This is a genomic window from Streptomyces sp. NPDC003042, from assembly GCF_053591315.1.
In genome coordinates this window covers 36,084-57,414 of sequence record NZ_JBSFTP010000049.1, presented here as the reverse complement: position 1 = coordinate 57,414, position 21,331 = coordinate 36,084, and the positions used below count along the sequence as shown (strand labels likewise).

Sequence of the window (21,331 nt, the reverse complement as noted above, 5' to 3'; positions counted from 1 at the left end):
GGGCGCCGCCGGGGCCGTACGGCGGATCCGCTGCCGGGTTCGCGTCCGAGTCCGTTGCCGGCCCCGCGCCCGCCCCGCGGAGAGGACCTGTGCGCGGCGGCCGAGGGCGCCGTGCCGCCGTCGATCGTCGACCTGTGCGTACGCCAGTACGACCGGTGACCAGCACCCTCGGCGCAGCCGCACGCGGCTGCGGCCTGGCTCCTGGCGCGGGCGCCCGGCTCCGCTCAGGCGGCGGGCCCGCGCCGTCCGCAGACGTAGGCGCAGCCCCGGGCCGTACCCCGGCGGGCGGTCCGCAGCCGGCGCATCGTGTCGTGGCCGCGCCGGCGCCACTCGGCGCGCGGCAGGCCGGCGCGCTGGCCCCCGCCGGTGATCAGGGCGTTCACCGGGGTGTAGGGGTCGACGGCCATGGCCTTGGCCAGCAGCACGCCGACCACGAGCGGGACCAGGGCCACGGCGAGGGCCGAGCCGGCGGTGGTCATCTGCCGCATGTGGGGGCGGTGCGGGGTGGCGCGCGGGGAGTCCGAGGTCATGCCGCCATTCGACCAGTGGCGGCGCTGCGGGGAATCGGGGCGGATACTCAGGCCGTTGGGCATGACGTACTCAGATGGTCGCCGAGGGGCGGTGGGTGATGGCGGATCCCCGAGGGCAGGGTTTCGAACCGGCGACCGGCGACGGCCCGGAGGTGGCCGGTGCCGCGCGGGCGGCCGAATCGCGCACGGCGTACGAGGGGCTGCTGCAGATCCGCCGTCTGGTGAACGGCGCGGCGGGGGTCCAGGTTCCCGCCCCGTGGGAACTGCGGCTGATGCCGCGCGCGGTGGCCCTCGTACTGGAGGCGGCGGGATTCCCGCCGTCGGCGGTGGATGCCGAGGGCCGCCGCAGCCGGACGGGCTACCGGGTGGCGCCCGGCGTGGAGCGGGTGGAGGTGACCTGGCCCGGCCCGCCGGGCGGTGGCGCCGCCCAGGAGGAGCGGGAGCGGCTGACGGCCTGCGCGGCCGAGCTGGAACGGCACGGTTGGGTGTGCCTGCTGTACCGGGGGCCGCGTGGCCGCCACTTCGTGGAGGTCGAGCCGCCGGGACCGGTCAGGCCAGGGTGAACAGCAGGACCTCGACCTCTTCGCCGCGGGCGAGCGCGACGTCCCGCGTGCGGCCGGTGAGGGTGAAACCACATTTCTCCAGGACGCGGCGGGAGCCCGTGTTGTCGGCCGCCACACCGGCGTGCAGCGGGCGGGTGTCCTCCAGCCGCAGCATTTCGCGCAGTGCCCGCGTGGCGAGGCCCCGGCCCCAGTGCCCGGGCCCGATCACGTACGTGACCTCGCGCTCCTCGGGCGGCCCGAACACGGCGGCGTGCCCCACCACCACGTCGTCGGCGACCACCGTGCGCAGGGTGATGCCGGGGTCGCGGCGTAGCGCGGCCCAGTGGTCGTCGAAGCGCCGCCGGTCGTAGTGGTGATCGCGGGTCATCGCCGCCATGTACCGCAGGCCCGGGTCGGTGCAGTGCGCCCAGAAGATCTCCAGGTCGCTGTCCCGCACCTCGCGCAGTGCCGACACCGCCGTCACGCCGGCACCGCCACGAAGCGGTCGCGCGCTGCGCCGTGGAGGCGCCCCGCGGGGAGCCGTCGGCCGTAGGCGAGCAGGAGGAGATCCTGTGCGGCGCCGGACAGGGGCGTTCCGCTGCCGAAGGACCAGTCGAGGTCGTCGGCGCGGAGCTCGATGCCGTCGAGGTCGGCTCCGAAGAACCTGAGGGTCCTGGCATCGATGCTCTCCAGCAGGATGCGCAGGCGGTCTTCGGGAACCCGGCGGCCGTGGTTCAGCGCGACCGTGATGTCCAGGCCGTGGATCACATCGTGGCCCAGGGCCGCCTCGAGCCCGCCGACCGGCGGCTTCCAGGGGTGGCCCGCGTTGTCACGGAGCAGCGCGGCGAGCTCGGGTGTCGCATACGCGGCCGCGTCCTTGTGGGCGCATCGGTCGGTCATGCGGTGGAGGTTGCCCCGGGCCCTGAGGAGTTCCCGCGCCATCGTGGCGAACGAGTACCGGAACCCCATCGTCATGTGGGCCGCCACTTCCCGTACCCGCCACCCCGCGCACAGGGTCGGCGCGTCCCATTCCTCGGCCGACAGGCCGTCCAGCATGTCGGCCACCTCCCGGCGTTCGGCGGCGATCGCGGCTCTGATGTCCCGCGTTGTTCTCCTGCGCATCGTGTTCCCCATGGCTTCAAGGGTCTCGGCAGCCCTGCCACAAGTCCAAGACTTTGCACTTCTCGCCACTAGAATGATCCGTTATGGACATCCGCCAACTGCGGTACTTCGTCACCGTGGTGGAAGAAGCCAACTTCACCCGTGCGGCCGCCCGCCTGCACCTGGCGCAGCCAGGGGTCAGCGCCCAGGTCCGGCAGCTCGAAAAGGAACTCGGGCAGCCGTTGTTGGACCGCTCCGGCGGGTCGGTGACGCTGACGGAGGTCGGCGAGGCGGTACTGCCGTACGCGCGGGCCGCGCTCGCAGCGGTCGCGTCGGTACGCCAGACCGTGGACGAGTTCACGGGGCTGCTTCGTGGCCATGTCACCATCGGCGTCGTCTCGGGCGCCGCCACGCAGGACGTCGACCTGGCCTCCGTCCTGGCCGACTTCCACGATGATCACCCTCAGGTGGAGATCGCCCTGACCGAGGACACGTCGGAGCGGATGCTCGCCGCTCTGAGCCGCGGGGAACTCGACATCGCCGTGGTCGGACTCGCGCAGGAGGAACCCCCTCCGGGCGTCTCGCTCCAGATCGTGATCGACGAACCCCTGGTCGTCGCCGTCGCCCCGGACGACCCGCTCGTCACGCACGCGGACCGTACCAGCGTGCCGTTGGCCGAGCTCCGCGATCGCCCGCTGATCAGCCTGCCGCGTGGGACAGGTCTGCGCGGGGTGCTCGACCGCGCTTGCGCGCGAGCCGGGTTCCAGCCCCGCATCGCCTTCGAGGCAGCCGCTCCGCTGTTCCTCACGCAGCTCGCCTCCCGCGGTCTCGGCGTGGCGGTGGTCCCGGCCCTCCCGGCCGACATGGCGTCGGCTTTGGGGCTGCGGACGCTGGAGATCACTCAACCTCGGTTGCGCGGCCGTATCGCGGTGACCTGGCGGACGGACGGTCCCTCCAGCCCCGCGGCCACGGCCTTCCTGGGCCTGCTCCGTGCGAGCCTCAGCGCGCCCGGGAGCGGCTGACCGCACGCGAAGGGGCGCGGACCCCGCGGTCCGCGCCCCTCCCCCACGTGCCCCTCGGCTCCTACGGCTTGCCGAAGGTCAGCGTCAGTCGCGGCGTGCCTTCGTTCGCCGCGGCCTGCGAGGACCACAGCCACAGCGCGTTGGTCCCGGCGCTGGTCAGCGCCAGGCTGTAGGCGCCGCCGAGGGCGCCGGCGACGGTGGCGGTGTCCAGTCCGGCGGTGTGGACCGCCGAACCGTCCGGGATCCCCGGGAACCCGCCGAGGGCGGCAGCGCCCAGGGCCGGGCGGTTGTCGTACGTGGTCCCGCCCTCCGTCCACGCGCCCGTGACCGGGACGACCGAGACGGTGTCCGTGGTACCGGCGCCGCTCATGGTGCTGGTCTTCACGCTGAGCGTGGCCGACTTGAGTACCGTGCCGGCGGGTGCGGCGGGCAGGTTGAAGCGCAGGTAGCTCGCGTACAGGGAGGTCCCGCGCACCGCCAGGGAGCCGGAGGTCCCGTAGTTGGTGCCCGGGGCGCCCGCGTTGGCGTACGTGTCCTCGGCCGCGGTGATCTGGACGACCGAGTCCGCCGGTGCGGAGGCGAGGGCATGGTGGTTCCGCACCTGCGCCGCGCTCAGGACTCCGGGGTACACCGCCGTCTCGTCCAGCTGGCCCGCCCAGTGCTCGCTGGTGGGACGGTCCGGCCAGCCGCCGAGGCCGTCTCCGCCGACGCGCCAGAAGCCCGAGAAGTTCTCGTGCGCGGTGACGTTGAGGGTGCCCTTCTGAACGCCGTCCACGTACAGGGTCATGCCACCGGGGCCCTGGGTCGCCACGACGTGGTGCCAGCGGTCGTCGTTGTACCGCTCGGTGGCGCCGGTGGTGATGGTGCGGAAGGCGCCCGTGTAGACGCCGTAGACCAGCCGGCCGTCGTTGGTCATGTAGACGTGCTTGTCGTACCGGTTGCTGCCGTTGACCTGCTGGTTGCCGAAGCCGACGAGCTTGCCGCCCCGGGTGGTGCTCGTCTTGAACCAGGTCTCGATGCTGTAGGTGCTGCCCACCGACTGGCGGCGGTCGCCGTACACGTGGGCGTTGGTGCCGTTGAAGCCGATCGCCGTGCTCGCGCCGGTCACGGCTGCGGGCGTCTGGCGCAGGGCCGGGCCGCCTCGGTGCACGCCCGCCTGGTTGCCGCTGTCGGAGGAGTCCGCGACGAAGGGTGCGGCCGATTCGTCGTAGCGCCAGAACAGCTGGGCGCCGTCCGCGCGGACCTGGCTCGGGTACGCCTCCACCGAGGTCGGCACCGTCACGCTCGCGGTCGCCGACGGGGCGCTGGCATTGCCCGCGGCGTCCGTCGCCGTGACCCGGTAGGTGTACGACTGGCCGGGCTGGACGGTGGTGTCCGTCCAGGAGGCCTGCGGACGCCGGAAGAAGAGCGAGTCCGCGGTGACCGTGGCGCTCGGCGTCGCCGAGCCGTTGCGGTAGATCCGGTACGTCAGCGCGCTGTCGTCCAGGTCGAGGCTGGTGCGCCAGCGCACCTGGGCCTCGCCGGGCCTGAAGCTGACGGCGCTCGCGACGGGCACCGTGGGCGCGCCGGTGTCACCGGTGGAGGAGAAGCGCGTCAGGCTCTGCTGCGCCGCCCCGTTGACGGTGGTGAACTCGCCGCCGACCCACAGGTACTGGACGCCCGCTGTGGCGCCGACCGCCATCACGCGCGGGCCGATGCCCTCGCCGATGCCGTCGTTGGTGTCGGGTGCCCAGCCCAATTTCCCGACACTGGCGGTCGGCTGGGCCAGGAGGTGGTGGCGCTGGCCGTCGGGGAACTCGCCGACGCTGGCGCAGTCGTGCGCGTGCGAGGCGCTGTAGAGGACGTTCTGGTGCGGCAGGACGGCTTGGGTGGCGCCCAGGCAGGTGTCGCGCCAGCGCTGGCCGAATCCGGCGAGGTCGAGGGCGATGCGGCCGTCGAAGACTCCGCCGCCGGTGCCCTCGTTGGCGGTGTAGAAGCCGGTGGCGTCGGTCGCGATGTCCTTGACGACGGAGTTGGTCTCGATGAAACCGGCGTAGGACTTGGTGAGCGCGCCGCTGGTCGCGTCGACGACGGCCAGCGCGTGCGTGTTGGCACCGTTGACGGTGAAGAAGTCGCCGCCGAGGAGAACGTTCTTTCCGTCGGGGGTGACCTCGACGGCGCGGCCGGGCTCGTCGGCGTTGGCGGTGAAGGGGCGCAGGGCGCCGTCGGCCGCGGCGACCGCGGCGAAGCGCTGGCGCGGCTGGCCCGCGACGGTGAGGAAGTCGCCGCCCGCGTAGACGGTGTCGCCGGTGACGGCGAGGGCCCGCACGGTGGCCGCGAAGGCGGGGCGGAAGGTCGGTTTCACGGTGCAGGTCGCCACGTCGATGGCTACGAGGCTGGAGACCGGGGTGCCGTTGACGGCGCCGAAGTAGCCGCCCGCGTAGAGGGTCGACTTGTCCGGCGAGACGGTGAGCGCGCGGACGGTGGCGGTGCCGGAGCCGACGGTGAAGGACAGGGTGCAGGAGGTCGGGGCGCCGGTCGCGGCGTCGAGCGCCGCGAAGTTCACCGCCGTCCGCTCGCTGCCGGCGCCGCCGGCGGGAGGACGTACGGCGGAGAAGGTGCCGCCGACGAAGACGGTGCCGCCCGCCTCGGCGAGGGCCCAGACGACCCCGTTGGGCTGCCAGGTGGGCAGCGCGTCGGCGGTGAAGGCGACGGGTGGGGTGACGGCCGCCGCCGGCGGTACGAGGCCGAGGCCCAAGGCCGCGCCGGTTCCGGCCAGGGACAGGGCGAGAGCGGCCGCCAGACCTCTGGATCTACGCATGAACCCCCCAGTTCGTGTGCGTGGTGCTGTGCGCGTGCGGCGCGCGGGATGCGCGGTGCACGGCGTACGACCGTGTGGCTCGATTGAGGTTGTACGGTCACACGTGTCATACATACGGGCGCACCTTAGGGCGAATCGCCGGTCCGGTCATCCGACTTGACCGATGTGATGCCGAACCGCGAACGTCCGTCCTACGCTTCCCGCATGATCGATTCTGCGGTGAACGTGTGAACCGGCGGACCCGCAAGCGCCTCTCGCGCCGGCTCGTCACCGCGGCCGGGAGGGGCGAGGACGCCCGGGTGGCCGCGCTCCTGCGGGCCGGGGCCGACCCCGGCGCGACGGACGCGGACGGGACCACCGCCCTGTACGCGGCGGCCGTCGCGGGCCGTGCGGGCGCCGTACGGCTGTTGCTCGCGCGCGGCGCGGCCCCCGACACCGAGAGTGGTGGCGAGACGGACGGGACCCCGCTGTGCGCGGCGGCCTCCTGGGGCCACCTGGAGACCGTACGGGCGCTCCTCGCGCACGGAGCCGATCCGGGACTGCGCGAGGACGGCGGGAGCGGGCTGTCCCCGTTGGAGTGGGCGCTGCGCGGGGAGCACGGGGAGAGCGCCCGCCTGCTGCGCGCGGCCGCCGCGGCGCCGCGGCCCGTCAACCCGGCGGACCGGTGCGACCCCTCGCCGGACACCCACCCGGGCAAAACGGCCCCGCGCGGGGCCGCGCCCCTCTACCGTGCCCTCACGGGGTAGGGAACGGCACCGGGAGGGTGGGGCGGATGGACGAAGAAGAAGACATGCGGCTGGCGAGGATCACCCCGGAGATCTCGCGCCGCACCCTCGCGATGCTGCGCGGCATGGCGGGGCTGGAGCCTCCGGAGCAGGTGCCGGAGGACGCCATGGTCGTCGCGGACGCGATCCTCGCGGAGCACGGCACCGACGGGCTTCGGGTGCTGGTGATGACCCTGGCCGCCTGGGCGACGGCGCAGATCGAGAACGTCGCCGAGCTGAGCAGCCGCAGCCACGAGGCGGTGCTCGACGCGATGGAGCTGGCCTGCCTGGAGGCCGCCGCCGAGGAGTAGCCCCGCGTCGAACGAGCTGGGCCGAGGTATGGCGTAATCCGGACCCCGGTCGGCGACACTGGGGGGACAGATGCTTGTGGGGGGTCGTGATCGGAGGCTGTCGTGAGCACACCTTCCCCTATCCGGATCGCCGCCGTCCTGTCCACCGAACACCGTGGACGGCTGATGTCGCAGGCCCGCCAGGTCAACTTCCCCGAGGGCGCGCGGATCTTCGACGAGGGCGGCCGGGCGGATTCCTTCTGGATCGTGCGCTCCGGCACGGTGACCCTGGAGCTTCCCGTCCCCGGCCGGCGGCCCGCCACCGTCGAGAGCCTCGGTCCCGGGGAGCTCGTGGGCTGGTCGTGGCTGTTCCCGCCGTACGTGTGGCAGCTGGGCGCCGAGGCGATGACCCCGGTACGGGCGTACGAGTTCGACGGGCCGACCGTGCGGCTGCTCATGGACGCCGATCCGGTCTTCGGGTCCGCCATCGGCCACTGGGTCGGGCGCGTCCTGGCCGTCCGGCTCCAGCAGACCCGCACCCGGCTCGTGGACCTCTACGTCCCGCACACGGGGGTGACGCGCTGACGTCCAGGTGACTACATCGGGTCCATGGTTCCGCTGCCCGGGCCGTTGACCTGCTCGCTCTTCTCCCGTATGCGCAGCGCCTTCTCGGTCAGCCGCTGACGCTCGGCCGGGTCGGTGGCATGGGCCGCCGCCTGTTCCAGCTCCTGCGCCTTGTCACGCATCCGCCGGGCGTTCTCCTCGGTTCCGTCCCTCATGTTCATGGTCGCTCCCGTCGTACGGTCTTGATCGTCGGCCAGGCGGTCAGCCGCTGCGCACAGGACCGCGGGTCACGTGCGGTGGGCATGATCCGCACGTCCGTCCTCCGTCGCTCGCTGCCGATGTCGTGGCCGTACGCTGCCCGCCTGCCCCCGGCCCGAGGGAGCAAACGCGGACGCGAGGCGAGCGGGAGCGCAGTGGCGCCGAATGAAGTGGCGGGTCAGGCTCTCCCCGCGGCGGGCCAGCCCTGCTCCCGCCCCCGAGACCCCCCTCGGAGGGGCGAGTTCAGCCGATTAACCGTGCCGCTCCCGCACAGGTCACAGCCCTCGCGCCGCTGCGGAGTGCACTCATGCGCTCACGATCGGTGACGCGAAATGGGCGCCCGAACGGGCGTTCCGGTTCCGCATGGGCAAGACTCACGTCCGTTATCCGAGGCACCGAGACCAAGGAGTGTTCGCAATGCGGTCCATCAGCAGGAGTCTGGGGCTGGCGTCCGGAGCGATGGCGCTCACCGCCCTCACCGCGCTGGCCGGATCCGGCGCGGCAGGCGCGGCCCCGTCCGGTACGCAGAGCCTGTACGCGCCGTCCGCGCTGGTGGTCAGCGTGACGGCCGGGGAGGACGCCGACGGCGGTACCGTGCTGCGCGCGGTCACCCTGGAGTGCGCACCCCGCCCGGGTGGCACGCACCCCGACCCGGTCGCCGCGTGCGCCGAATTACGGGCCAACGGGCCCGCGTTGGACGCTCTCGCCGAGCCTCGCTCGGACGCGATGTGCACCCGGGAGTGGGACCCGGTGACGGTGACCGCCGACGGGGTGTGGGAGGGCCGCCGGCTGAGCTACGCGTACACCTTCGGCAACCAGTGCGGCCTGCGCAACAGCAGTGGCGTGCTGTTCGGGATCTGATCCCCTGCCCGTCCGTTCCTCCGGTTCGCGCCGGGCGGCGCCGTGCGACCGCCGCCCGGCCCCCGTCTCACAGGGGGCTGCTGCCGTCCATGTTGAGGGCATGGCCGGGGCGGAAGAGCCGCTTGGCGAAGAAGTGGCCGCCCTCGGCGGCCATCCGGAACCACGGCTCGGACTCCCGCAGCCCGTCCCGCTGTTCGACGAGCCGGGCCATCTCCCACATCGCCTCCACGTCGCCCAGTTCGACCGCCTCGCGCAGCAGCCGCTCCGCTTCGGCGAAGTCGCCCTTGATCTTCTGGAGCAGGGCCAGGAAGCGCATGGCGCGGGGATCCCCGGCGGCGGCCGCGGCCTGTGCCTGTTCGACGGAGGCGAACTTGTTGCGGTTGCGCCGCCATCGGACGACCAGGGCGAGGAGGCCTACGCCCCACACCACCCAGCTCGCGGTGATCAGGCCGTCGCTGTCGTTGATCCAGCCGAGCACACTCAGCACCGCGGCGACGAACAGCAGCGGAAACGACATGATGTCCCCCCAGAACGCGGCAGTCGGGCCACGCGCAGACTATGTCAACGGGCCTTTACTGTCAGCCGGTTGCCTGTCGGGCACGTCCACGGCGACCTCCCCCGCCGTGGGCGTGCCCGGCGAGCCCGCGCAGCCGGATGCCGTACGCCGTACCCCTGACCGCGCACACGGGACTCAGCCCGCGCAGATCACGTCGTCGAGCTGGATGGGCCGGGAGTCCAGGCGTACGTAGGCGGTGAAGGTGTCGGTGGCGCCGGAGTCCCAGTGGGTGGTGACGGTTGCCCAGCCCACGCCCGCGGCCTGGGCGACGGTGACGGGGCCGATGCCGATGTCCTGCGGGGTGTTCTGGGCGCAGAGCACGACGTCGGAGGCGGGGGCGTTCTCCTGTTTGTCCTTGAGCTGCTGCGAGGTCCACAGCATCCGGTCGCGCCCGGAGGGGCCGTGGTGCCCGTAGAAGGCGGTCAGGAAACGGCTGATCTCGTCAGCTGTGTGCAGCCGGTACCAGCGGGGCACCGGGTCGGTGACGGCGGTCGCGGGGGCCGCCGACACGACCGGGAGGAGCGAGGCGGCCAGGGCGAGCAGCAGAGCGCCGGAGCGGTGCGGCATGAACGTCATGCCCAGTTTGTACCTGCCTGCCCGCGTCCGCCGGGAGGGGCGCGGCGCGGGCTCACTCCTGTGGAGGCGCGATTCACCGCGGAAACGTCCCTTCGCCGGGCACGGCAGAGCCGGGCGGAGGAGCCGGACGGGGGCCGGGCGGAATACGGTCGCGGGCGCGGGCCGGCCGTGCGTAGGGTCGTGGCATGGGGAAGCCGCTCGTCGCAGTGTTCAGTGGGGCCGGGATGTCCACCGATTCCGGGATTCCGGACTATCGGGGGCCGCAGGGGCTGTGGCGGCGGGAGCCCGACGCCGAGAAGCTCGTGACCTACTCGTACTACATGGCCGATCCGCAGATCCGCCGCCGCTCCTGGCTGATGCGCGCCGAGGTGTGGGCCGTCCAGCCGCGGCCCAATGCCGCGCATCTGGCCGTGGCCGAGCTGGAACGCGGCGGCACACCGGTACGGGTGATCACGCAGAACGTCGACGGGCTGCACCAGCTCGCCGGAATGCCCGCGCGCAAGGTGTTCGAGCTGCACGGCACGGCGCGGTCGGTGCTCTGTACCGCCTGCCACGCCCGCTCGGGCCTGGACGAGGCGCTGGCCCGGGTCGCCGCCGGGGAGCCGGATCCGCCCTGTCTGGCGTGTGGTGGCATCTTGAAGACGGCGACCGTGATGTTCGGCGAGCGGCTCGATCCCCAGGTGTTGGCGCAGGCCGTGGCCGTCGCCAAGGGGTGCCAGGTGTTCCTCGCCGTGGGGTCGACGCTCCAGGTGCAGCCCGCGGCCTCGCTGGCGGGGATGGCCGCCGAGGCCGGGGCGCGGCTGATCATCGTGAACGCGGAGGAGACCCCGTACGACTCCCTCGCCGACGAGGTGATCCGCGAGCCGATCGGCACCGCGCTCCCGGCCCTCCTGGCCCGGATCGGCGCAGCCTGACAGCGGGCTGACGCCGGCGTTCCGCGAGGCTCAGTCCTCGTCGGCGGCCCGGCGCAGCTGCTCCACGTCGAGCTTCACCATCTTGAGCATGGCGGCGCTCGCCCGGGCCGCCCGCTGGGGGTCGGGGTCGCTGATCAGGTCGAGGGCCTCGGTGGGGATGACCTGCCAGGACACGCCGTACTTGTCCTTGACCCAGCCGCAGGCGACCCCCTGGCCGCCGTCCTTGGTCAGCTCGTCCCAGTAGTGGTCCGCCTCCGCCTGGTCGGCGCAGTGGATCTGGAAGGAGATGGCCTCGGTGAAGGAGAACCGCGGGCCGCCGTTGAGACCGACGAACTTCTGTCCGTTGATCTCGAACTCGACGACCATCACCTCGCCGACGGGGCCGGGTCCGGCCTCGGTGTAGCGGCCGATCCGGCCGCGCTTGCCGTCCTTGAAGACGGACAGGTAATAGTCGGCGGCCTCCTCGGCCTTGCCGTCGAACCACAGGCACGTGGTGAAACCTCTGCTGACCATGACTGCCTCCGGGCGAGGGTGAGGGGCGCTTGTCTCGTCCCTCACATACAGACCGGTCCCGCGCCCGAAACTCATCGGTGGGCGCGGGACCTGTCCGCAGGTGTACTCGTCCGGGCTACACGGGCTACATCCCGAGCATGCGGTCGACGACCTTCTCGGCCGCCGTGCCGTCGTCCAGGTCGCAGAACTCGGCGCGGAACGCCGCCCGCGCCGGCGCGTACTCGGCTCCCACCGCGTCCGCGTTCCGTACGGCCTTGATCAGGCTCTCCGAGTCCGCCAGCAGCGGGCCGGGGGCCTTGTCCTCCAGGTCGAAGGTGAAGCCGCGCAGGGTGTCGCGGTACTGCTCCAGGTCGTAGGTGAACAGCAGGATCGGCCGGTCGGTGAGCGCGAAGTCGCAGATCGCGGAGGAGTAGTCCGAGATCAGCACGTCGGCGACGAGCAGCAGGTCGGTGGCGTCGGGCCAGCCCGACACGTCCACGACGAAGCCGTCACGCACGCCCTCGCGGACCTGCTCGCCCACCCTGTAGTGGCCGCGGACCAGCAGGACGTGGTCCTCGCCGAGTTCACGCCGGGCCGCGTCGAGGTCGATCCGCAGGTCGAGCTTGTACCCGCCGCTGAAGCTTTCGCGGTTCTCCCGCCAGGTGGGCATGTAGAGGACGACCTTCTTGCCCTCGGGCAGGCCGAGGCGCCGCCGGATTCCGGCGATCCGCTCGGCGTCGGGCCGTACGAGCGCGTCGGCGCGCGGGCTGCCCACCTCGATGGTCTCGCCGTCGTAGCCGAGGGCCCGCTTGAGGACGGTGGTGGCGTACGAGCTCGGGGAGGCCAGCAGCGACCACTGGGCGCTGTCGTGCTCCAGCGCCTCCAGTACCTCGGGGCTGGTGTAGTAGTCGTGCGTGTAGTCGTAGCCGATCTGCTTCAGCGGCGTGCCGTGCCAGGTCTGTACGACGATCTGGCCGGGGCGGCGGCGGAAGTGGCGCGGCACGCTGTCGTTGACGACGTAGTACTTGGCGCGGGCCAGGACCTCCCAGGCCTCCAGGCTGTCGTACTGGACGGCGCGCGCCGTCGCGGGCACCTCGGCGCGGCCGTCGCGGACGAGCCAGACGTGCTCCAGCTTCTCGCCCCGGCGCAGCAGCTCCTCGTGGATGGCGCGGGGCGAGTCGCCGGCGCCGTTCCCCTGGAAGGTCTCGTAGACGATCATGTCCTTGACCGGCAACTTCACCTGCGCCGGGTAGGTCACGTCCCGGGCGATGCGCTGCGCGTAGCGGGAGCGGTCGTGCGGGCTGATCAGCGGGTCGCTGACCAGGACCAGCCGGTCGTGGAAGCGGGCCTCGACGCGCATCCGGCGGCCCAGGGCGGTGAGCGCGTGCGGTCCGGTGCCCAGCGCGGGCGCCACGAGCTGCACGGGAGCGCCGCGGTCGACGCCGAGCAGGCCGGCGGTGGTGCCGCCCTGGCTCGCCGGGCGCAGCGTGGGCCACCAGCGGCTGTGCGGGAGGCTGGTCCGGCCGGCGTAGGCCTCGGGCAGCACGGGCTCGAAGGTGGCCTCGAAGCGGTCCCCGTCACGGCTGACCGGGTAGCTGAACTCCCTGCCCTGGTGGTTGTGCAGGACCAGCTCGTACGCTTCGCCGGCCGTGGCCGCGGGTGCGTGGAACGTGCCGCGCAGGGTCAGCGTGCCGTCCTTGGCGGTGACCGTGTCGACCAGCGGCGGGGAGTCCTGGACGGAGAGGAGCAGGTGGCCGCTCGTCCCGCGCTTGGCGAAGACGGCGCGTCCGGTGGTGTCGCCGGGCAGCGGTGCGACCAGTGCGGTGAAGCCGCCGCGCTCGTCGTGCGCCAGGGGGTGGGACGTGCCGTCGGCGCGGACCACGGTCAGGGTCCAGGGCTCGGGGGTCCACTCGCCGGGCTGGCTCTCGGCGGCCGGTACGGCGGCCAGTTCGGCCAGCGGGACGACCGCGGTGAAGGGGATCCGGCTGGCCGCGCCGCCCGTGGCCGCGGTGACGGTCAGCGGGAAGCTGAGGGCGGTGCCGGTGATGGTGTGCTCGGCGCGCAGGGTGGCGCCTTCGCCGACCTCGGCGGCCAGCTCGCCGGCCAGTTCCAGGGCGTCGTCGCCGAGCGGGCGGACGTCCAGGGCCCGGGCGCGGACGACCTCGACGTGGACGGTCAGGGCTCCGGCGACGGTCGGGCGGATGCGGACGTCGGGGGTGACCCAGTGCGCGGGCGGGGTGAGGGCGCTGTCGTGTTCTCCGCCCCTGAGACGGGCCCGGTGCAGGCCTCCGGCGCCGGTGACGGCGATGGAGGTCGTCCATATGCCCTCGCGCCACGTGCCGCCCGACTGGAAGACGGTGGGGTCGACGACGGCGGTGAAACCGGCCCAGTCGGCGTGCCGCAGGGCGAGGTGCGGGGCGTTCACGGTGGCCATCGGAGAGGCCACGGTGCGGGTGCCGACGACGGTGCGGCGGCGCTTGCCGCTCTCGCGGAAGATCAGCATCTTGCGGGAGCCGAGGCGGCTCTCGGCGCCCATGTGGCCGGGCAGGGCGTAGCCGCGAAGCAGCAGCTTGCCCTCCTTCCAGGAGGCCTGTTCCAGCCGGCTGACCACGCGGCGTTCGCGCGGGCCGAGGGTGAGGAGCTTGGCGGGGACGGGGGCCTTCAGGAAGGGGTAGTCGGCCTGCGGGCGGGCCAGTCCCTTGACCGGCACGCTGTAGCTGAAGTCCCGCTGGTGGTCCTGGAGCGCGATGAACTCCTCGATCCGGCCTTCGCGGGCCAGGTACGCCTTGAGCCGGTCGGCGACGGTCAGGTCGGACCAGGGCCCGGTGCCGATCTCGCGGATGAGGCCGCCGACCTCCTTGACGAAGGCGGCGCGGAAGTCGGGGCCGCCTTCGCCGACGTACTTGTAGATGAGGGGCAGTTCCTCGTCCAGCACGTTGCGGTCGTAGTCGCGCAGGTAGCGGGCGTACTTCTCGCCCTGCTTGGCCAGCAGCGCCTGGCGGACCAGGCGGACGGAGGTGACGCGGTCGACGACGGAGACCGGGTCGGTGGAGCGCTGGGTGATGGAGCGCTCGCCGGTCTCGCGGACCCGCCAGTGGTAGACCACGTCGTGGATCACGTCGACGCTGGAGGCGAAGTAGTGCGCGGGGATGCTGACGGGGGCGTCCTCGTAGAGGATGCCTTCCGGGTACTGGAAGCCGTGCTCTTCCCAGAAGGTGCGGCGGTAGACCTTGTTCCACGCGGTGCGGTCGGTGACCAGCGCCGGGAAGGTGGAGATGTGGGTCTTCAGCCGGGTCTTCGCGAACGCGGCGCGGTGGCCCCAGGACTGCTGCATGCCGACGGAGCGGAAGCGCGTGACGTTGCCGCCGGCGAAGTCCGAGCCGGTCTCGTCGAGCGAGTCGATCAGCCGCTGGTAGGCGTACGGGGGCATGGTGTCGTCACTGTCGACGAAGGCCAGGTATTCGGTGCCCTCGCTCATGTGCCGGGCGCCCACGTTGCGGGCGGCGCCGAGACCCGCGTTCTTCTGGAGGACCAGCCTGAAGCGTTCGTCGCGAGCAGCGAAGGCTTCCGCGATGGCCGCGCTGCCGTCGGTGGACCCGTCGTCGACCATCACCACCTCGAAGTCGTCGAACGTCTGGGCTGCGATGGACTCCAGGCACTCGTCGAGGTAGAGCTCGACGTTGTAGACCGGTACGACGATACTCAGGCGCGGGGGCATAGGTGGCGGGTTCTCCAGCGTTTTGCTTTGTCGATGAGTTAATGATCAGCCGATTAGAGCATCTTACTCTGTAACAGGATGATAAATTCAGCTCATCTGGGGACATAGCGCCGAGGTCAGCCGGGGCGGACGCAAAGAATTCAGCTGCCCGCCACCGGTGACGCGACTCGGGGCCGCAGTCAGACCTCGAGCTCGGCCTCGATCTTCTTGAGCTGGTGCCGGGCCATCGCGAGGTTGGCGCGGCCACGATCGAGGGCCAGGTAGAGGAAGAAGCCGTCGGATCCCCGGCTCTTCATCGGCCGGATCAGGTGGTACTGGCCGCCGAGGGTGATCAGGATGTCCTCGATCTCGTCCTTCAGGCCGAGCATCTCCATCGTGCGGATCTTGGCCCGCACGACGTCGGTGTTGCCCGCGGCGGCCACCGCGAGGTCGAGGTCCTTGCCGCCGCCCACCGCGCCCAGGGCCATTCCGCTGCCGTAGTCGACCAGGGCCGCGCCGAGCGCGCCGTCGATGGTGGTGGCTTCCTTGAGGGCGGTTTCCACGTTGACCATGAGGGGTTCCTCTTTCCGCTGTCGCTTGGTGTGTGCTTGCTACCGGGAGGGTTCGGGGGGCGGGGGCGGCGCCTGCGGGTCGCGGCGGCCGATGCTGTGCTCGATGAGTTCGGTGATGCGCAGGGTCGAGCGGCGGGCCTCCAGGTGGAGGCGGCCCACGTTGACGCGCGGCTCGGCGATCAGCGTGAGGACGGCCGTCTCGCCCGCGGCGTAGGTGGCGACGTAGCCGAGCTCGCCCCGTACGAGCAGTTCGCGGAAGTCGCCCTGCCCGGTGCTGTCGCTGAGCCGCTGGGCGACGCCGAGGGCGGCGGCGGTCAGGGCCGCGACGGAATCGGCCTCGGTGGCGGCGCTGTCCTGGGCGAGGACCAGCCCGTCGGCGCTCGCGGCGAGGGCCCCGGTGAGCTGGGGAACGCGGGCCCGCAGTCGCCGGAGTTCGGCGAGTATCCCGGCTTCGGCCTCGGCGGGCACCATCGCCGTGCTCATGTCCTTTCTCCCTTCGGGCTGCCTGCGCTCGGAACGGTCGGCGCGCAGGACCGGTCGCATCGGGAGCCTCACAGGCTTGCCTCCAGTGCGTCGCGTAATCGCCGGAGCAGTGCCACGTCCGGGGGGTGGGTCTGGGTCATCCAGTCGGGCAGGGGTTCGGCCGGTGCCGGCTCCGGTGGGGTGTGAGGAGTCTCGACCAGCCCGGCGGCCGCGAGTCTGCGTACGTCGAGCAGGGTGTGGAAGGCGGGCCGGCCCAGCAGCCACGCCAGGTCCGCGGGGGTCCGTACGCCGTCCGCCCGGCCGAGCAGGATCCGCTGGCGGGCGGTGACCGTCTGTCCGGGGGCGGCCTGCCGGGGCACGACCGGGGCCGTGTCCACGAGCGGGTAGGGCCAGACCGCGTCCAGCAGTTCCCGGCGGCGGCGGGTCTCCCGCTCGACGGCGGCCGCCGCGACCGAGCGGACGGAGCCGATCCAGTGGGTGGCCCCGCGGCGGAAGCGGGAGGGGCCGCTGCCCGGGGAGAGCGCGAAGAAGGCGGCGTCGAAGAGGGCGGCGAGATGGCAGATCTCCAGCTCGCCCCCGGCCATGCCGCCGCTGTCCACGAGGAAGCGGGCGACCTGGCGGCGGGCCCCGGCCCGGTTCAGGGCCTCATTCCAGCGCTCGGGGGCGAGGCCGCCGCCCGTGGTGAGCAGGACGTCGAGGCCGGGGGTGGAGGGGCTCTCGGCGTGCACGATCCGGCCGTCCTCCAGGAAGAGCGTGCCCCGGTCGCGCAGGAGGGCGCCGGTGGCGCGCTCGGCGGCGAGCCGGGTGAGGAGCGGTGAGACGGCGGTGGTCATCTGAGCACCAGTCCTTCGGCCAGTGCGCGCAGTCTGTGCCGGGCCATGGCGAGGTTGCCGTCGGTGCGGTCGAGCCACAGGTGCAGGAAGACGCTGCTGTCGAAGCTCGTGGCGACGAAGCGCAGTACGTGGTAGCCGGTGCGGGTGGTGATGATCAGGTCCTCGACGGGCGGGCCGGCGTCCACGCCCCCGGGCGCGTCCCCGGCCGTCGGTGCGAAGGACTCGTACTCGGCTGCCGCGCGGGCCAGTTCGGCGGTCTCGGCGGCGGTGGTCTCGTGGTCACCGACCGGCGAGTCGCCCGCGGTGCCGAGGGCCAGTCCGCTGCTCCAGTCGACCAGCGCGGCCCCCCGCGCACCAGGCAGGGCCATGGCTTCGAGCAGGCATTCGTCGATCCCGGGCACGCGGGCTCCCCTCCCGGCCGGACGTGCTGGGTGCACGGTCGTACGGCGCGACAGAAGGGAACTTACTCAAGTTCCGCAGCGCGGAAGGGGGTTCTGGCATTTTCCGCTGGAACATGCGCGATAGCACGTGACAGCTTGGCCGGAACCCGTCCGCTTCTGATCAACACAGCACTAGCGGGTGCGCGTCACGAAGGCCGGGAGCGGGGTGTCCTCCACGAGGTGGCGGGGCAGGGACAGCCCGAAGCGCTCTTCCAGGACCGCGAGGGTGAGGCGGTCGCGCTCCTCGTACGGTGCGTCGTCGGGGCGCGGGTACGCGCCGTCCGGGGCGAGGATCTCGGCCGCGACGAGTTCGGGGAGCAGGAAGTCCGGCCGGTGCCCGCCGCGCCAGCATTCCTCACCGAGGCCGAAGCAGCACACCAGTTCCCCGTCCCGGGCGTACGCGAACTGCTTGGGCGGATGCTCCGGCTGCGGGTCGAGGTGGACGGCCTCGGCTCCGGCCCGGGACACCTCCGCGAGCCGCTCCGCCCCGGCGGGGATGCCGTGTTCGACGGCGAAGGACCAGCCGCCCCACGCACCGACGCGGGCCACACCGTCCCCGTCGAGGGTCTCGGTGGCCATGCTCCAGGCGGCCAGGGCCCCCATCGGTCCGGGGCGGATGCCGGGCACCGCGCCGAGCCGTGCGGCGAGTTGGTAGGGACCGATGCCCCGAGCGAAGGTCAGGCCGACGAACCAGCCGTCCCAGCCGGCCAGCCACTGGATGCCGGTCTCTCCCTCGCCGGCCCGCGCACCGTCCACAGTCTCCCCCCGGCCCTCCGTGCTCCTGCTCCCGCACGATAGCCAGTCGGCGGGGCGCTGCGGGAGCGGACGCTTGACCATCACCCCGACGGGGCGGTCCACCGGGCAGGAGTCCACTCCGGGCCCTCCCCACCGCCCCCTCCCCCGTGTCACCCTGCCCGTCATGGAGCGGATCATCGAGGAGATACGCGAGGACCTGACCCGCCGGATCGCCGTGGCGGCGGACCGGCTCACCGACCGGACGCTGGCCGAGGACCCGGCCTACGCCGCCCTGCTCGGGCGGACCGAGCTGCGCGAGCGGATCCACCACACTCTGCGCCAGGCCGTCGAGGGCCTGGTCCGCAGTGCGCGGGGGCTGCCGGTCGAACTCGCCGAGGCCCGCGCGACCGGCGCGCTGCGCGCCGAACAGGGTGTGCCGCTCGCGTCCTTGCAGCGCACCTACCGCCGCGGCGGCCGGCTGCTCTGGCAGAGCCTCACGGAGGCCGTGGCCGCGCACGACCGGGCGGCGCTGCCCCGCCTCCTGCCGGGGGCAGCCGCACTGTGGGACGTACTGGACCAGATGACGGACGCGTCCGCGCAGGCGTACCACGGGGTGGAGGCCGCGCGGGGCGAGCGGGAGCGCGAGCGCAGGGCGGCCCTGCTGGACGCGCTGCTGGACGGGTCGGGCGCGGCCGGGGAGGCGGCCGCGCAGCTGGGGCTGGCGCAGCCGGGCCGCTTCGCCGTGGTCGTGCTCGGGCCCGGCGGTTCGAGCGGATCCGGGGAACCGCCCGGCGGGCCGGGCACCCCGCGCGTGCTGTGGCGGATCCGCGCCGACGGCGAGCTGGGCCTGGCGGAGCTGGGCCACCACCCGCTGGTGGCCTTACGGGAGCTCCTCGCTCCCCTCGGCGTGCGGGCGGGGGTGAGCCCGGTCGTGACGACGCCCGCCGAGCTGGCCGGGGCGCGCAGGCTGGCGGCCCTCGCCCTGCGCGCCGGACCCGGGCCCGCCGGCCCGGGCACCGCCCTGCTGGACGAGCGGCTCCCGGCGGCGCTGGTCGCGGCCGATGCCGAACTGGCCTCCCGGCTGCGCCAGGTGGTGCTGGGGCCGGTGCTGGCGCTGCCCGCGGAGGACTGCCGGGTCCTGCTGACGACCCTGGGCACCTGGCTGACCTGTCAGGGCTCGACGACGTACGCCGCCCAGCGGCTCTACTGCCACCGCAACACCGTCTCCAACCGGCTCCGCCGCCTGGAGCAGCTCACCGGCCGGGCCCTGTCCGACCCGGCGCACGTGGTCGAGCTGGCCCTCGCCCACGCGGCGGTGACCCAGCGGGCTACCGCTTCGGCCCCACCGGTGGCACCGGCTCCCGCGGATCGGCCTGTCGCACCGACCGCAGCGGGTACGGCACGTCGATCACCGCGATCCCCGGGGTGAACAGCAGTCTCGCCTTCAGCCGCAGCGCGTTCTGGTTGTGCAGCGGCTGCTCCCACCAGTGCCCGACCACGTACTCCGGGATGACCACCGACAGCATGTCCGTCCCCTCGGTCGCCGCCGCCTGCTCCCGCACGTACTCCAGGACCGGCCGCACCACCTCGCGGTACGGCGAGTGCAGCACCGTCAGCGGGATCCCCGGGACGTGCTCCGCCCAGGCTTCGCGCAGCCGCCGCGCGTCCTGCTCGTCGGCGGCCACGGAGAGCGCGGTCAGGGTGTCGGGGCGCAGCCCCTGGGCGTAGCCGAGGGCCTTGAGGGTCGGGGCGTGCACGGAGGAGACGAGGACCACCACGTGGTGGCGGGCAGGCTTGCGCGGTCCGGCCCCGGGGGCGACGGAGACCTGCCGCGCGACCTGGTCGTAGTGGCGGCGGACCCCCTTCATGCCGAGGAACAGCGCCGGCATGGCGATGACGACCAGCCAGGCGCCGTGCGTGAACTTGGTGACCAGGACGATGACGAGGACCAGGGCGGTCATGACGGCGCCGAGCGCGTTGATGCCGAGCCGGCGGTGGATGTGGATCCGCTCGGCCCTGGGTGTGGCGGGCGAGGCGAGTTCCCGCCTCCAGTGCCGGACCATGCCGGACTGGGAGAGGGTGAACGAGACGAAGACGCCGATGATGTAGAGCTGGATGAGGCGGGTCAGCTCGGCGTCGAAGGCGACGATGAGGACGATGGCGGCGAGGGCGAGCAGGACGATGCCGTTGGAGTAGACGAGCCGGTCGCCGCGGTGGAAGAGCTGGCGCGGCGCGTACCGGTCCCTGGCGAGGATCGAGGCGAGCATCGGGAAGCCGTTGAAGGCGGTGTTCGCGGCCAGGATGAGCACGCCGGCGGTGACGGCCTGGAGCAGGTAGAAGAGGAAGTGCCAGCTCCCGAAGGTGGCACGGCCGATCTGGGCGAGTGCGGTGGACATGGGGGTGCCGGCGGCGAGGCCCAGTTCGGTGGGGTCGGCCGCGGCGTGCACCTCGTAGGACATGGCGAGGGCGGTGATGCCGGTGAACATCGTCACGGACAGCACGCCCATCACCGCGAGGGTGGTCGCCGCGTTCCTGGCCTTGGGCTTGCGGAAGGCGGGGACGCCGTTGCTGATCGCTTCGACACCGGTCAGGGCCGTGCAGCCGGAGGCGAAGGCGCGCATCGCGAGGAGGACCAGGGCGAGGCCCGTGTAGGTGCCGGCCGCGGTGATCGGCAGGTCGGCGGATTCGGCGCGGATGGTCTCGCCGGTCGCGAGCCGGACGGCGGCGCAGGCGAACATGACGTGGACGACGAGGACGAATCCGTAGGTGGGGATGGCGAAGAGGCGTCCCGACTCCCGTACGCCGCGCAGGTTCAGCACGCTCAGCAGCACCACGAAGGCGACGGACAGGGCGACTTCGTGGTCGCTGAGGGCGGGGATCGCCGAGGTGACGGCGGCGACGCCGGAGACGACGGACACGGCGACGGTCATGACGTAGTCGACGAGCAGGGCGCTGGCCGCCGTCAGGGCCGCCGTCGGCCCCAGGTTCTCGGAGCTGACGACGTACGCGCCTCCCCCGCCGGGATAGGCGTGGCAGGTCTGGCGGTAGGAGGCGATGACGACCACCATCAGGAAGACGATCGCGGCGGCCGCGTACCAGGTGAGGTGGAGCAGCGCGACCCCGCCGAGGGCGAGGATCAGCAGGATCTCCTCGGTGGCGTAGGCGACGGAGGAGAGCGGGTCGCTGCAGAAGATCGGCAGGGCGAGCCGTTTGGGCAGCAGGGTCTCGCCCAGGCGCGCGGTGTCGAGGGGCTCTCCGACCAGCACGCGCTTCGCATTGATACGCCTCATTACGGAATGAT

Annotated in this window: 22 protein-coding genes and 1 pseudogene; 8 read left to right on the top strand and 15 right to left on the bottom strand. The window is 72.8% G+C overall.

From position 1 onward, the window contains the following. Positions 1 to 224 precede the first annotated feature (224 nt). The gene (locus ACWDYJ_RS23070; RefSeq protein ID WP_451567478.1) at positions 225 to 530 is read right to left on the bottom strand and encodes a hypothetical protein; all 306 of its coding nucleotides are present in this window, start codon (positions 528 to 530) and stop codon (positions 225 to 227) included. A gap of 98 nt (positions 531 to 628) precedes the next feature. On the opposite strand from ACWDYJ_RS23070, the gene ACWDYJ_RS23065 reads away from it, so the two are divergent. Next, positions 629 to 1,093 carry a hypothetical protein gene (locus ACWDYJ_RS23065; RefSeq protein WP_451567477.1) on the top strand — a complete coding sequence of 155 codons (465 nt, stop codon included), beginning with the start codon at positions 629 to 631 and terminating at the stop codon, positions 1,091 to 1,093. Here ACWDYJ_RS23065 and ACWDYJ_RS23060 read toward each other — a convergent pair. Together ACWDYJ_RS23060 and ACWDYJ_RS23055 are read right to left on the bottom strand one after the other, a co-directional pair. Next, positions 1,080 to 1,556, bottom strand: a complete 477-nt coding sequence (locus ACWDYJ_RS23060) for a GNAT family N-acetyltransferase (protein WP_451567476.1) — start codon at positions 1,554 to 1,556, stop codon at positions 1,080 to 1,082. The genes ACWDYJ_RS23065 and ACWDYJ_RS23060 overlap by 14 nt on opposite strands. Next, positions 1,553 to 2,206, bottom strand: coding sequence for a maleylpyruvate isomerase family mycothiol-dependent enzyme (locus tag ACWDYJ_RS23055; RefSeq protein WP_451567475.1), 654 nt, complete (start codon positions 2,204 to 2,206; stop codon positions 1,553 to 1,555). The genes ACWDYJ_RS23060 and ACWDYJ_RS23055 overlap by 4 nt, the downstream gene beginning before the upstream one ends. Positions 2,207 to 2,277: 71 nt before the next feature. Between ACWDYJ_RS23055 and ACWDYJ_RS23050 the strand changes: the two genes are divergently transcribed. Next, complete coding sequence (locus ACWDYJ_RS23050) at positions 2,278 to 3,195, top strand: LysR family transcriptional regulator (protein WP_451567474.1); 918 nt, start codon at positions 2,278 to 2,280, stop codon at positions 3,193 to 3,195. A gap of 61 nt (positions 3,196 to 3,256) precedes the next feature. On the opposite strand, the gene ACWDYJ_RS23045 is transcribed toward ACWDYJ_RS23050, so the two are convergent. Further along, entirely contained in the window at positions 3,257 to 5,995 is a 2,739-nt protein-coding gene (locus tag ACWDYJ_RS23045) for a DNRLRE domain-containing protein (RefSeq protein WP_451567473.1), read from the bottom strand. Positions 5,996 to 6,222: 227 nt separating this feature from the next. On the opposite strand from ACWDYJ_RS23045, the pseudogene ACWDYJ_RS23040 reads away from it, so the two are divergent. The 3 genes and pseudogenes from ACWDYJ_RS23040 to ACWDYJ_RS23030 all read left to right on the top strand — a co-directional run. Then, positions 6,223 to 6,639 (top strand): annotated as a pseudogene (locus tag ACWDYJ_RS23040) (ankyrin repeat domain-containing protein); the annotation flags it as partial. Between the two features lie 128 nt (positions 6,640 to 6,767). Further along, positions 6,768 to 7,070, top strand: a complete 303-nt coding sequence (locus tag ACWDYJ_RS23035; protein ID WP_451567472.1) for a hypothetical protein — start codon at positions 6,768 to 6,770, stop codon at positions 7,068 to 7,070. A 102-nt stretch (positions 7,071 to 7,172) separates the two neighbouring features. Further along, complete coding sequence (locus tag ACWDYJ_RS23030) at positions 7,173 to 7,634, top strand: Crp/Fnr family transcriptional regulator (RefSeq protein ID WP_451567471.1); 462 nt, start codon at positions 7,173 to 7,175, stop codon at positions 7,632 to 7,634. A gap of 11 nt (positions 7,635 to 7,645) precedes the next feature. Here ACWDYJ_RS23030 and ACWDYJ_RS23025 read toward each other — a convergent pair whose 3' ends face one another. After that, entirely contained in the window at positions 7,646 to 7,834 is a 189-nt protein-coding gene (locus tag ACWDYJ_RS23025; RefSeq protein WP_451567470.1) for a DUF6381 family protein, read from the bottom strand. A 454-nt stretch (positions 7,835 to 8,288) separates the two neighbouring features. Here ACWDYJ_RS23025 and ACWDYJ_RS23020 point away from each other — a divergent pair, with 454 nt between their 5' ends. Then, positions 8,289 to 8,732 (top strand): subtilase-type protease inhibitor, encoded by a 444-nt coding sequence (locus ACWDYJ_RS23020; protein WP_451567469.1) that lies wholly within the window; start codon positions 8,289 to 8,291, stop codon positions 8,730 to 8,732. Between the two features lie 67 nt (positions 8,733 to 8,799). On the opposite strand, the gene ACWDYJ_RS23015 is transcribed toward ACWDYJ_RS23020, so the two are convergent. Beyond that, positions 8,800 to 9,249: a sel1 repeat family protein gene (locus tag ACWDYJ_RS23015; RefSeq protein WP_451567468.1), complete on the bottom strand. Its 450-nt coding sequence runs from the start codon at positions 9,247 to 9,249 to the stop codon at positions 8,800 to 8,802. A 174-nt stretch (positions 9,250 to 9,423) separates the two neighbouring features. Then, positions 9,424 to 9,864 (bottom strand): hypothetical protein, encoded by a 441-nt coding sequence (locus ACWDYJ_RS23010; RefSeq protein WP_451567467.1) that lies wholly within the window; start codon positions 9,862 to 9,864, stop codon positions 9,424 to 9,426. Positions 9,865 to 10,049: 185 nt separating this feature from the next. Between ACWDYJ_RS23010 and ACWDYJ_RS23005 the strand changes: the two genes are divergently transcribed. Then, positions 10,050 to 10,778, top strand: a complete 729-nt coding sequence (locus ACWDYJ_RS23005; RefSeq protein ID WP_451567466.1) for an SIR2 family NAD-dependent protein deacylase — start codon at positions 10,050 to 10,052, stop codon at positions 10,776 to 10,778. A 30-nt stretch (positions 10,779 to 10,808) separates the two neighbouring features. On the opposite strand, the gene ACWDYJ_RS23000 is transcribed toward ACWDYJ_RS23005, so the two are convergent. The 7 genes from ACWDYJ_RS23000 to ACWDYJ_RS22970 form a co-directional block, all read right to left on the bottom strand. After that, positions 10,809 to 11,291, bottom strand: coding sequence for a VOC family protein (locus tag ACWDYJ_RS23000; protein ID WP_451567465.1), 483 nt, complete (start codon positions 11,289 to 11,291; stop codon positions 10,809 to 10,811). Between the two features lie 124 nt (positions 11,292 to 11,415). Beyond that, a complete protein-coding gene (locus tag ACWDYJ_RS22995) occupies positions 11,416 to 14,988 on the bottom strand; it encodes a CDP-glycerol glycerophosphotransferase family protein (protein WP_451567464.1) in 3,573 nt (1,190 codons plus the stop codon). 179 nt (positions 14,989 to 15,167) lie between these two features. Continuing rightward, on the bottom strand, positions 15,168 to 15,539 hold the full coding sequence (locus ACWDYJ_RS22990) for a hypothetical protein (RefSeq protein WP_451567463.1): 372 nt from the start codon (positions 15,537 to 15,539) through the stop codon (positions 15,168 to 15,170). Positions 15,540 to 15,578: 39 nt separating this feature from the next. Continuing rightward, positions 15,579 to 16,022 carry a roadblock/LC7 domain-containing protein gene (locus ACWDYJ_RS22985; RefSeq protein WP_451567462.1) on the bottom strand — a complete coding sequence of 148 codons (444 nt, stop codon included), beginning with the start codon at positions 16,020 to 16,022 and terminating at the stop codon, positions 15,579 to 15,581. A 68-nt stretch (positions 16,023 to 16,090) separates the two neighbouring features. Next, positions 16,091 to 16,855, bottom strand: coding sequence for a transcriptional regulator (locus tag ACWDYJ_RS22980; RefSeq protein ID WP_451567461.1), 765 nt, complete (start codon positions 16,853 to 16,855; stop codon positions 16,091 to 16,093). Beyond that, on the bottom strand, positions 16,852 to 17,256 hold the full coding sequence (locus ACWDYJ_RS22975) for a hypothetical protein (RefSeq protein WP_451567460.1): 405 nt from the start codon (positions 17,254 to 17,256) through the stop codon (positions 16,852 to 16,854). Before ACWDYJ_RS22975 ends, ACWDYJ_RS22980 begins: the two co-directional genes overlap by 4 nt. Before the next feature lie 171 nt (positions 17,257 to 17,427). Then, positions 17,428 to 18,051 carry a DUF6461 domain-containing protein gene (locus ACWDYJ_RS22970; protein ID WP_451567459.1) on the bottom strand — a complete coding sequence of 208 codons (624 nt, stop codon included), beginning with the start codon at positions 18,049 to 18,051 and terminating at the stop codon, positions 17,428 to 17,430. Positions 18,052 to 18,124: 73 nt separating this feature from the next. Between ACWDYJ_RS22970 and ACWDYJ_RS22965 the strand changes: the two genes are divergently transcribed. Then, on the top strand, positions 18,125 to 19,459 hold the full coding sequence (locus ACWDYJ_RS22965; protein WP_451567458.1) for a helix-turn-helix domain-containing protein: 1,335 nt from the start codon (positions 18,125 to 18,127) through the stop codon (positions 19,457 to 19,459). Here ACWDYJ_RS22965 and ACWDYJ_RS22960 read toward each other — a convergent pair. Next, positions 19,359 to 21,320 carry an APC family permease gene (locus ACWDYJ_RS22960; RefSeq protein WP_451567457.1) on the bottom strand — a complete coding sequence of 654 codons (1,962 nt, stop codon included), beginning with the start codon at positions 21,318 to 21,320 and terminating at the stop codon, positions 19,359 to 19,361. The two genes, ACWDYJ_RS22965 and ACWDYJ_RS22960, sit on opposite strands and share 101 nt — an antisense overlap. Between the last annotated feature and the right edge of the window lie 11 nt (positions 21,321 to 21,331).

What these genes read in the sequence shown, in the direction of transcription:
- ACWDYJ_RS22960 (WP_451567457.1), bottom strand. Translation starts at nt 21,320, where the DNA reads ATGAGGCGTATCAATGCGAAGCGCGTGCTGGTCGGAGAGCCCCTCGAC.
- ACWDYJ_RS22985 (WP_451567462.1), bottom strand. Translation starts at nt 16,022, where the DNA reads ATGAGCACGGCGATGGTGCCCGCCGAGGCCGAAGCCGGGATACTCGCC.
- ACWDYJ_RS22980 (WP_451567461.1), bottom strand. Translation starts at nt 16,855, where the DNA reads ATGACCACCGCCGTCTCACCGCTCCTCACCCGGCTCGCCGCCGAGCGC.
- ACWDYJ_RS23000 (WP_451567465.1), bottom strand. Translation starts at nt 11,291, where the DNA reads ATGGTCAGCAGAGGTTTCACCACGTGCCTGTGGTTCGACGGCAAGGCC.
- ACWDYJ_RS23070 (WP_451567478.1), bottom strand. Translation starts at nt 530, where the DNA reads ATGACCTCGGACTCCCCGCGCGCCACCCCGCACCGCCCCCACATGCGG.
- ACWDYJ_RS22995 (WP_451567464.1), bottom strand. Translation starts at nt 14,988, where the DNA reads ATGCCCCCGCGCCTGAGTATCGTCGTACCGGTCTACAACGTCGAGCTC.
- ACWDYJ_RS23055 (WP_451567475.1), bottom strand. Translation starts at nt 2,206, where the DNA reads ATGGGGAACACGATGCGCAGGAGAACAACGCGGGACATCAGAGCCGCG.
- ACWDYJ_RS23005 (WP_451567466.1), top strand. Translation starts at nt 10,050, where the DNA reads ATGGGGAAGCCGCTCGTCGCAGTGTTCAGTGGGGCCGGGATGTCCACC.
- ACWDYJ_RS23065 (WP_451567477.1), top strand. Translation starts at nt 629, where the DNA reads ATGGCGGATCCCCGAGGGCAGGGTTTCGAACCGGCGACCGGCGACGGC.
- ACWDYJ_RS23045 (WP_451567473.1), bottom strand. Translation starts at nt 5,995, where the DNA reads ATGCGTAGATCCAGAGGTCTGGCGGCCGCTCTCGCCCTGTCCCTGGCC.
- ACWDYJ_RS23035 (WP_451567472.1), top strand. Translation starts at nt 6,768, where the DNA reads ATGGACGAAGAAGAAGACATGCGGCTGGCGAGGATCACCCCGGAGATC.
- ACWDYJ_RS23050 (WP_451567474.1), top strand. Translation starts at nt 2,278, where the DNA reads ATGGACATCCGCCAACTGCGGTACTTCGTCACCGTGGTGGAAGAAGCC.
- ACWDYJ_RS23015 (WP_451567468.1), bottom strand. Translation starts at nt 9,249, where the DNA reads ATGTCGTTTCCGCTGCTGTTCGTCGCCGCGGTGCTGAGTGTGCTCGGC.
- ACWDYJ_RS23020 (WP_451567469.1), top strand. Translation starts at nt 8,289, where the DNA reads ATGCGGTCCATCAGCAGGAGTCTGGGGCTGGCGTCCGGAGCGATGGCG.
- ACWDYJ_RS22990 (WP_451567463.1), bottom strand. Translation starts at nt 15,539, where the DNA reads ATGGTCAACGTGGAAACCGCCCTCAAGGAAGCCACCACCATCGACGGC.
- ACWDYJ_RS23010 (WP_451567467.1), bottom strand. Translation starts at nt 9,864, where the DNA reads ATGACGTTCATGCCGCACCGCTCCGGCGCTCTGCTGCTCGCCCTGGCC.
- ACWDYJ_RS23025 (WP_451567470.1), bottom strand. Translation starts at nt 7,834, where the DNA reads ATGAACATGAGGGACGGAACCGAGGAGAACGCCCGGCGGATGCGTGAC.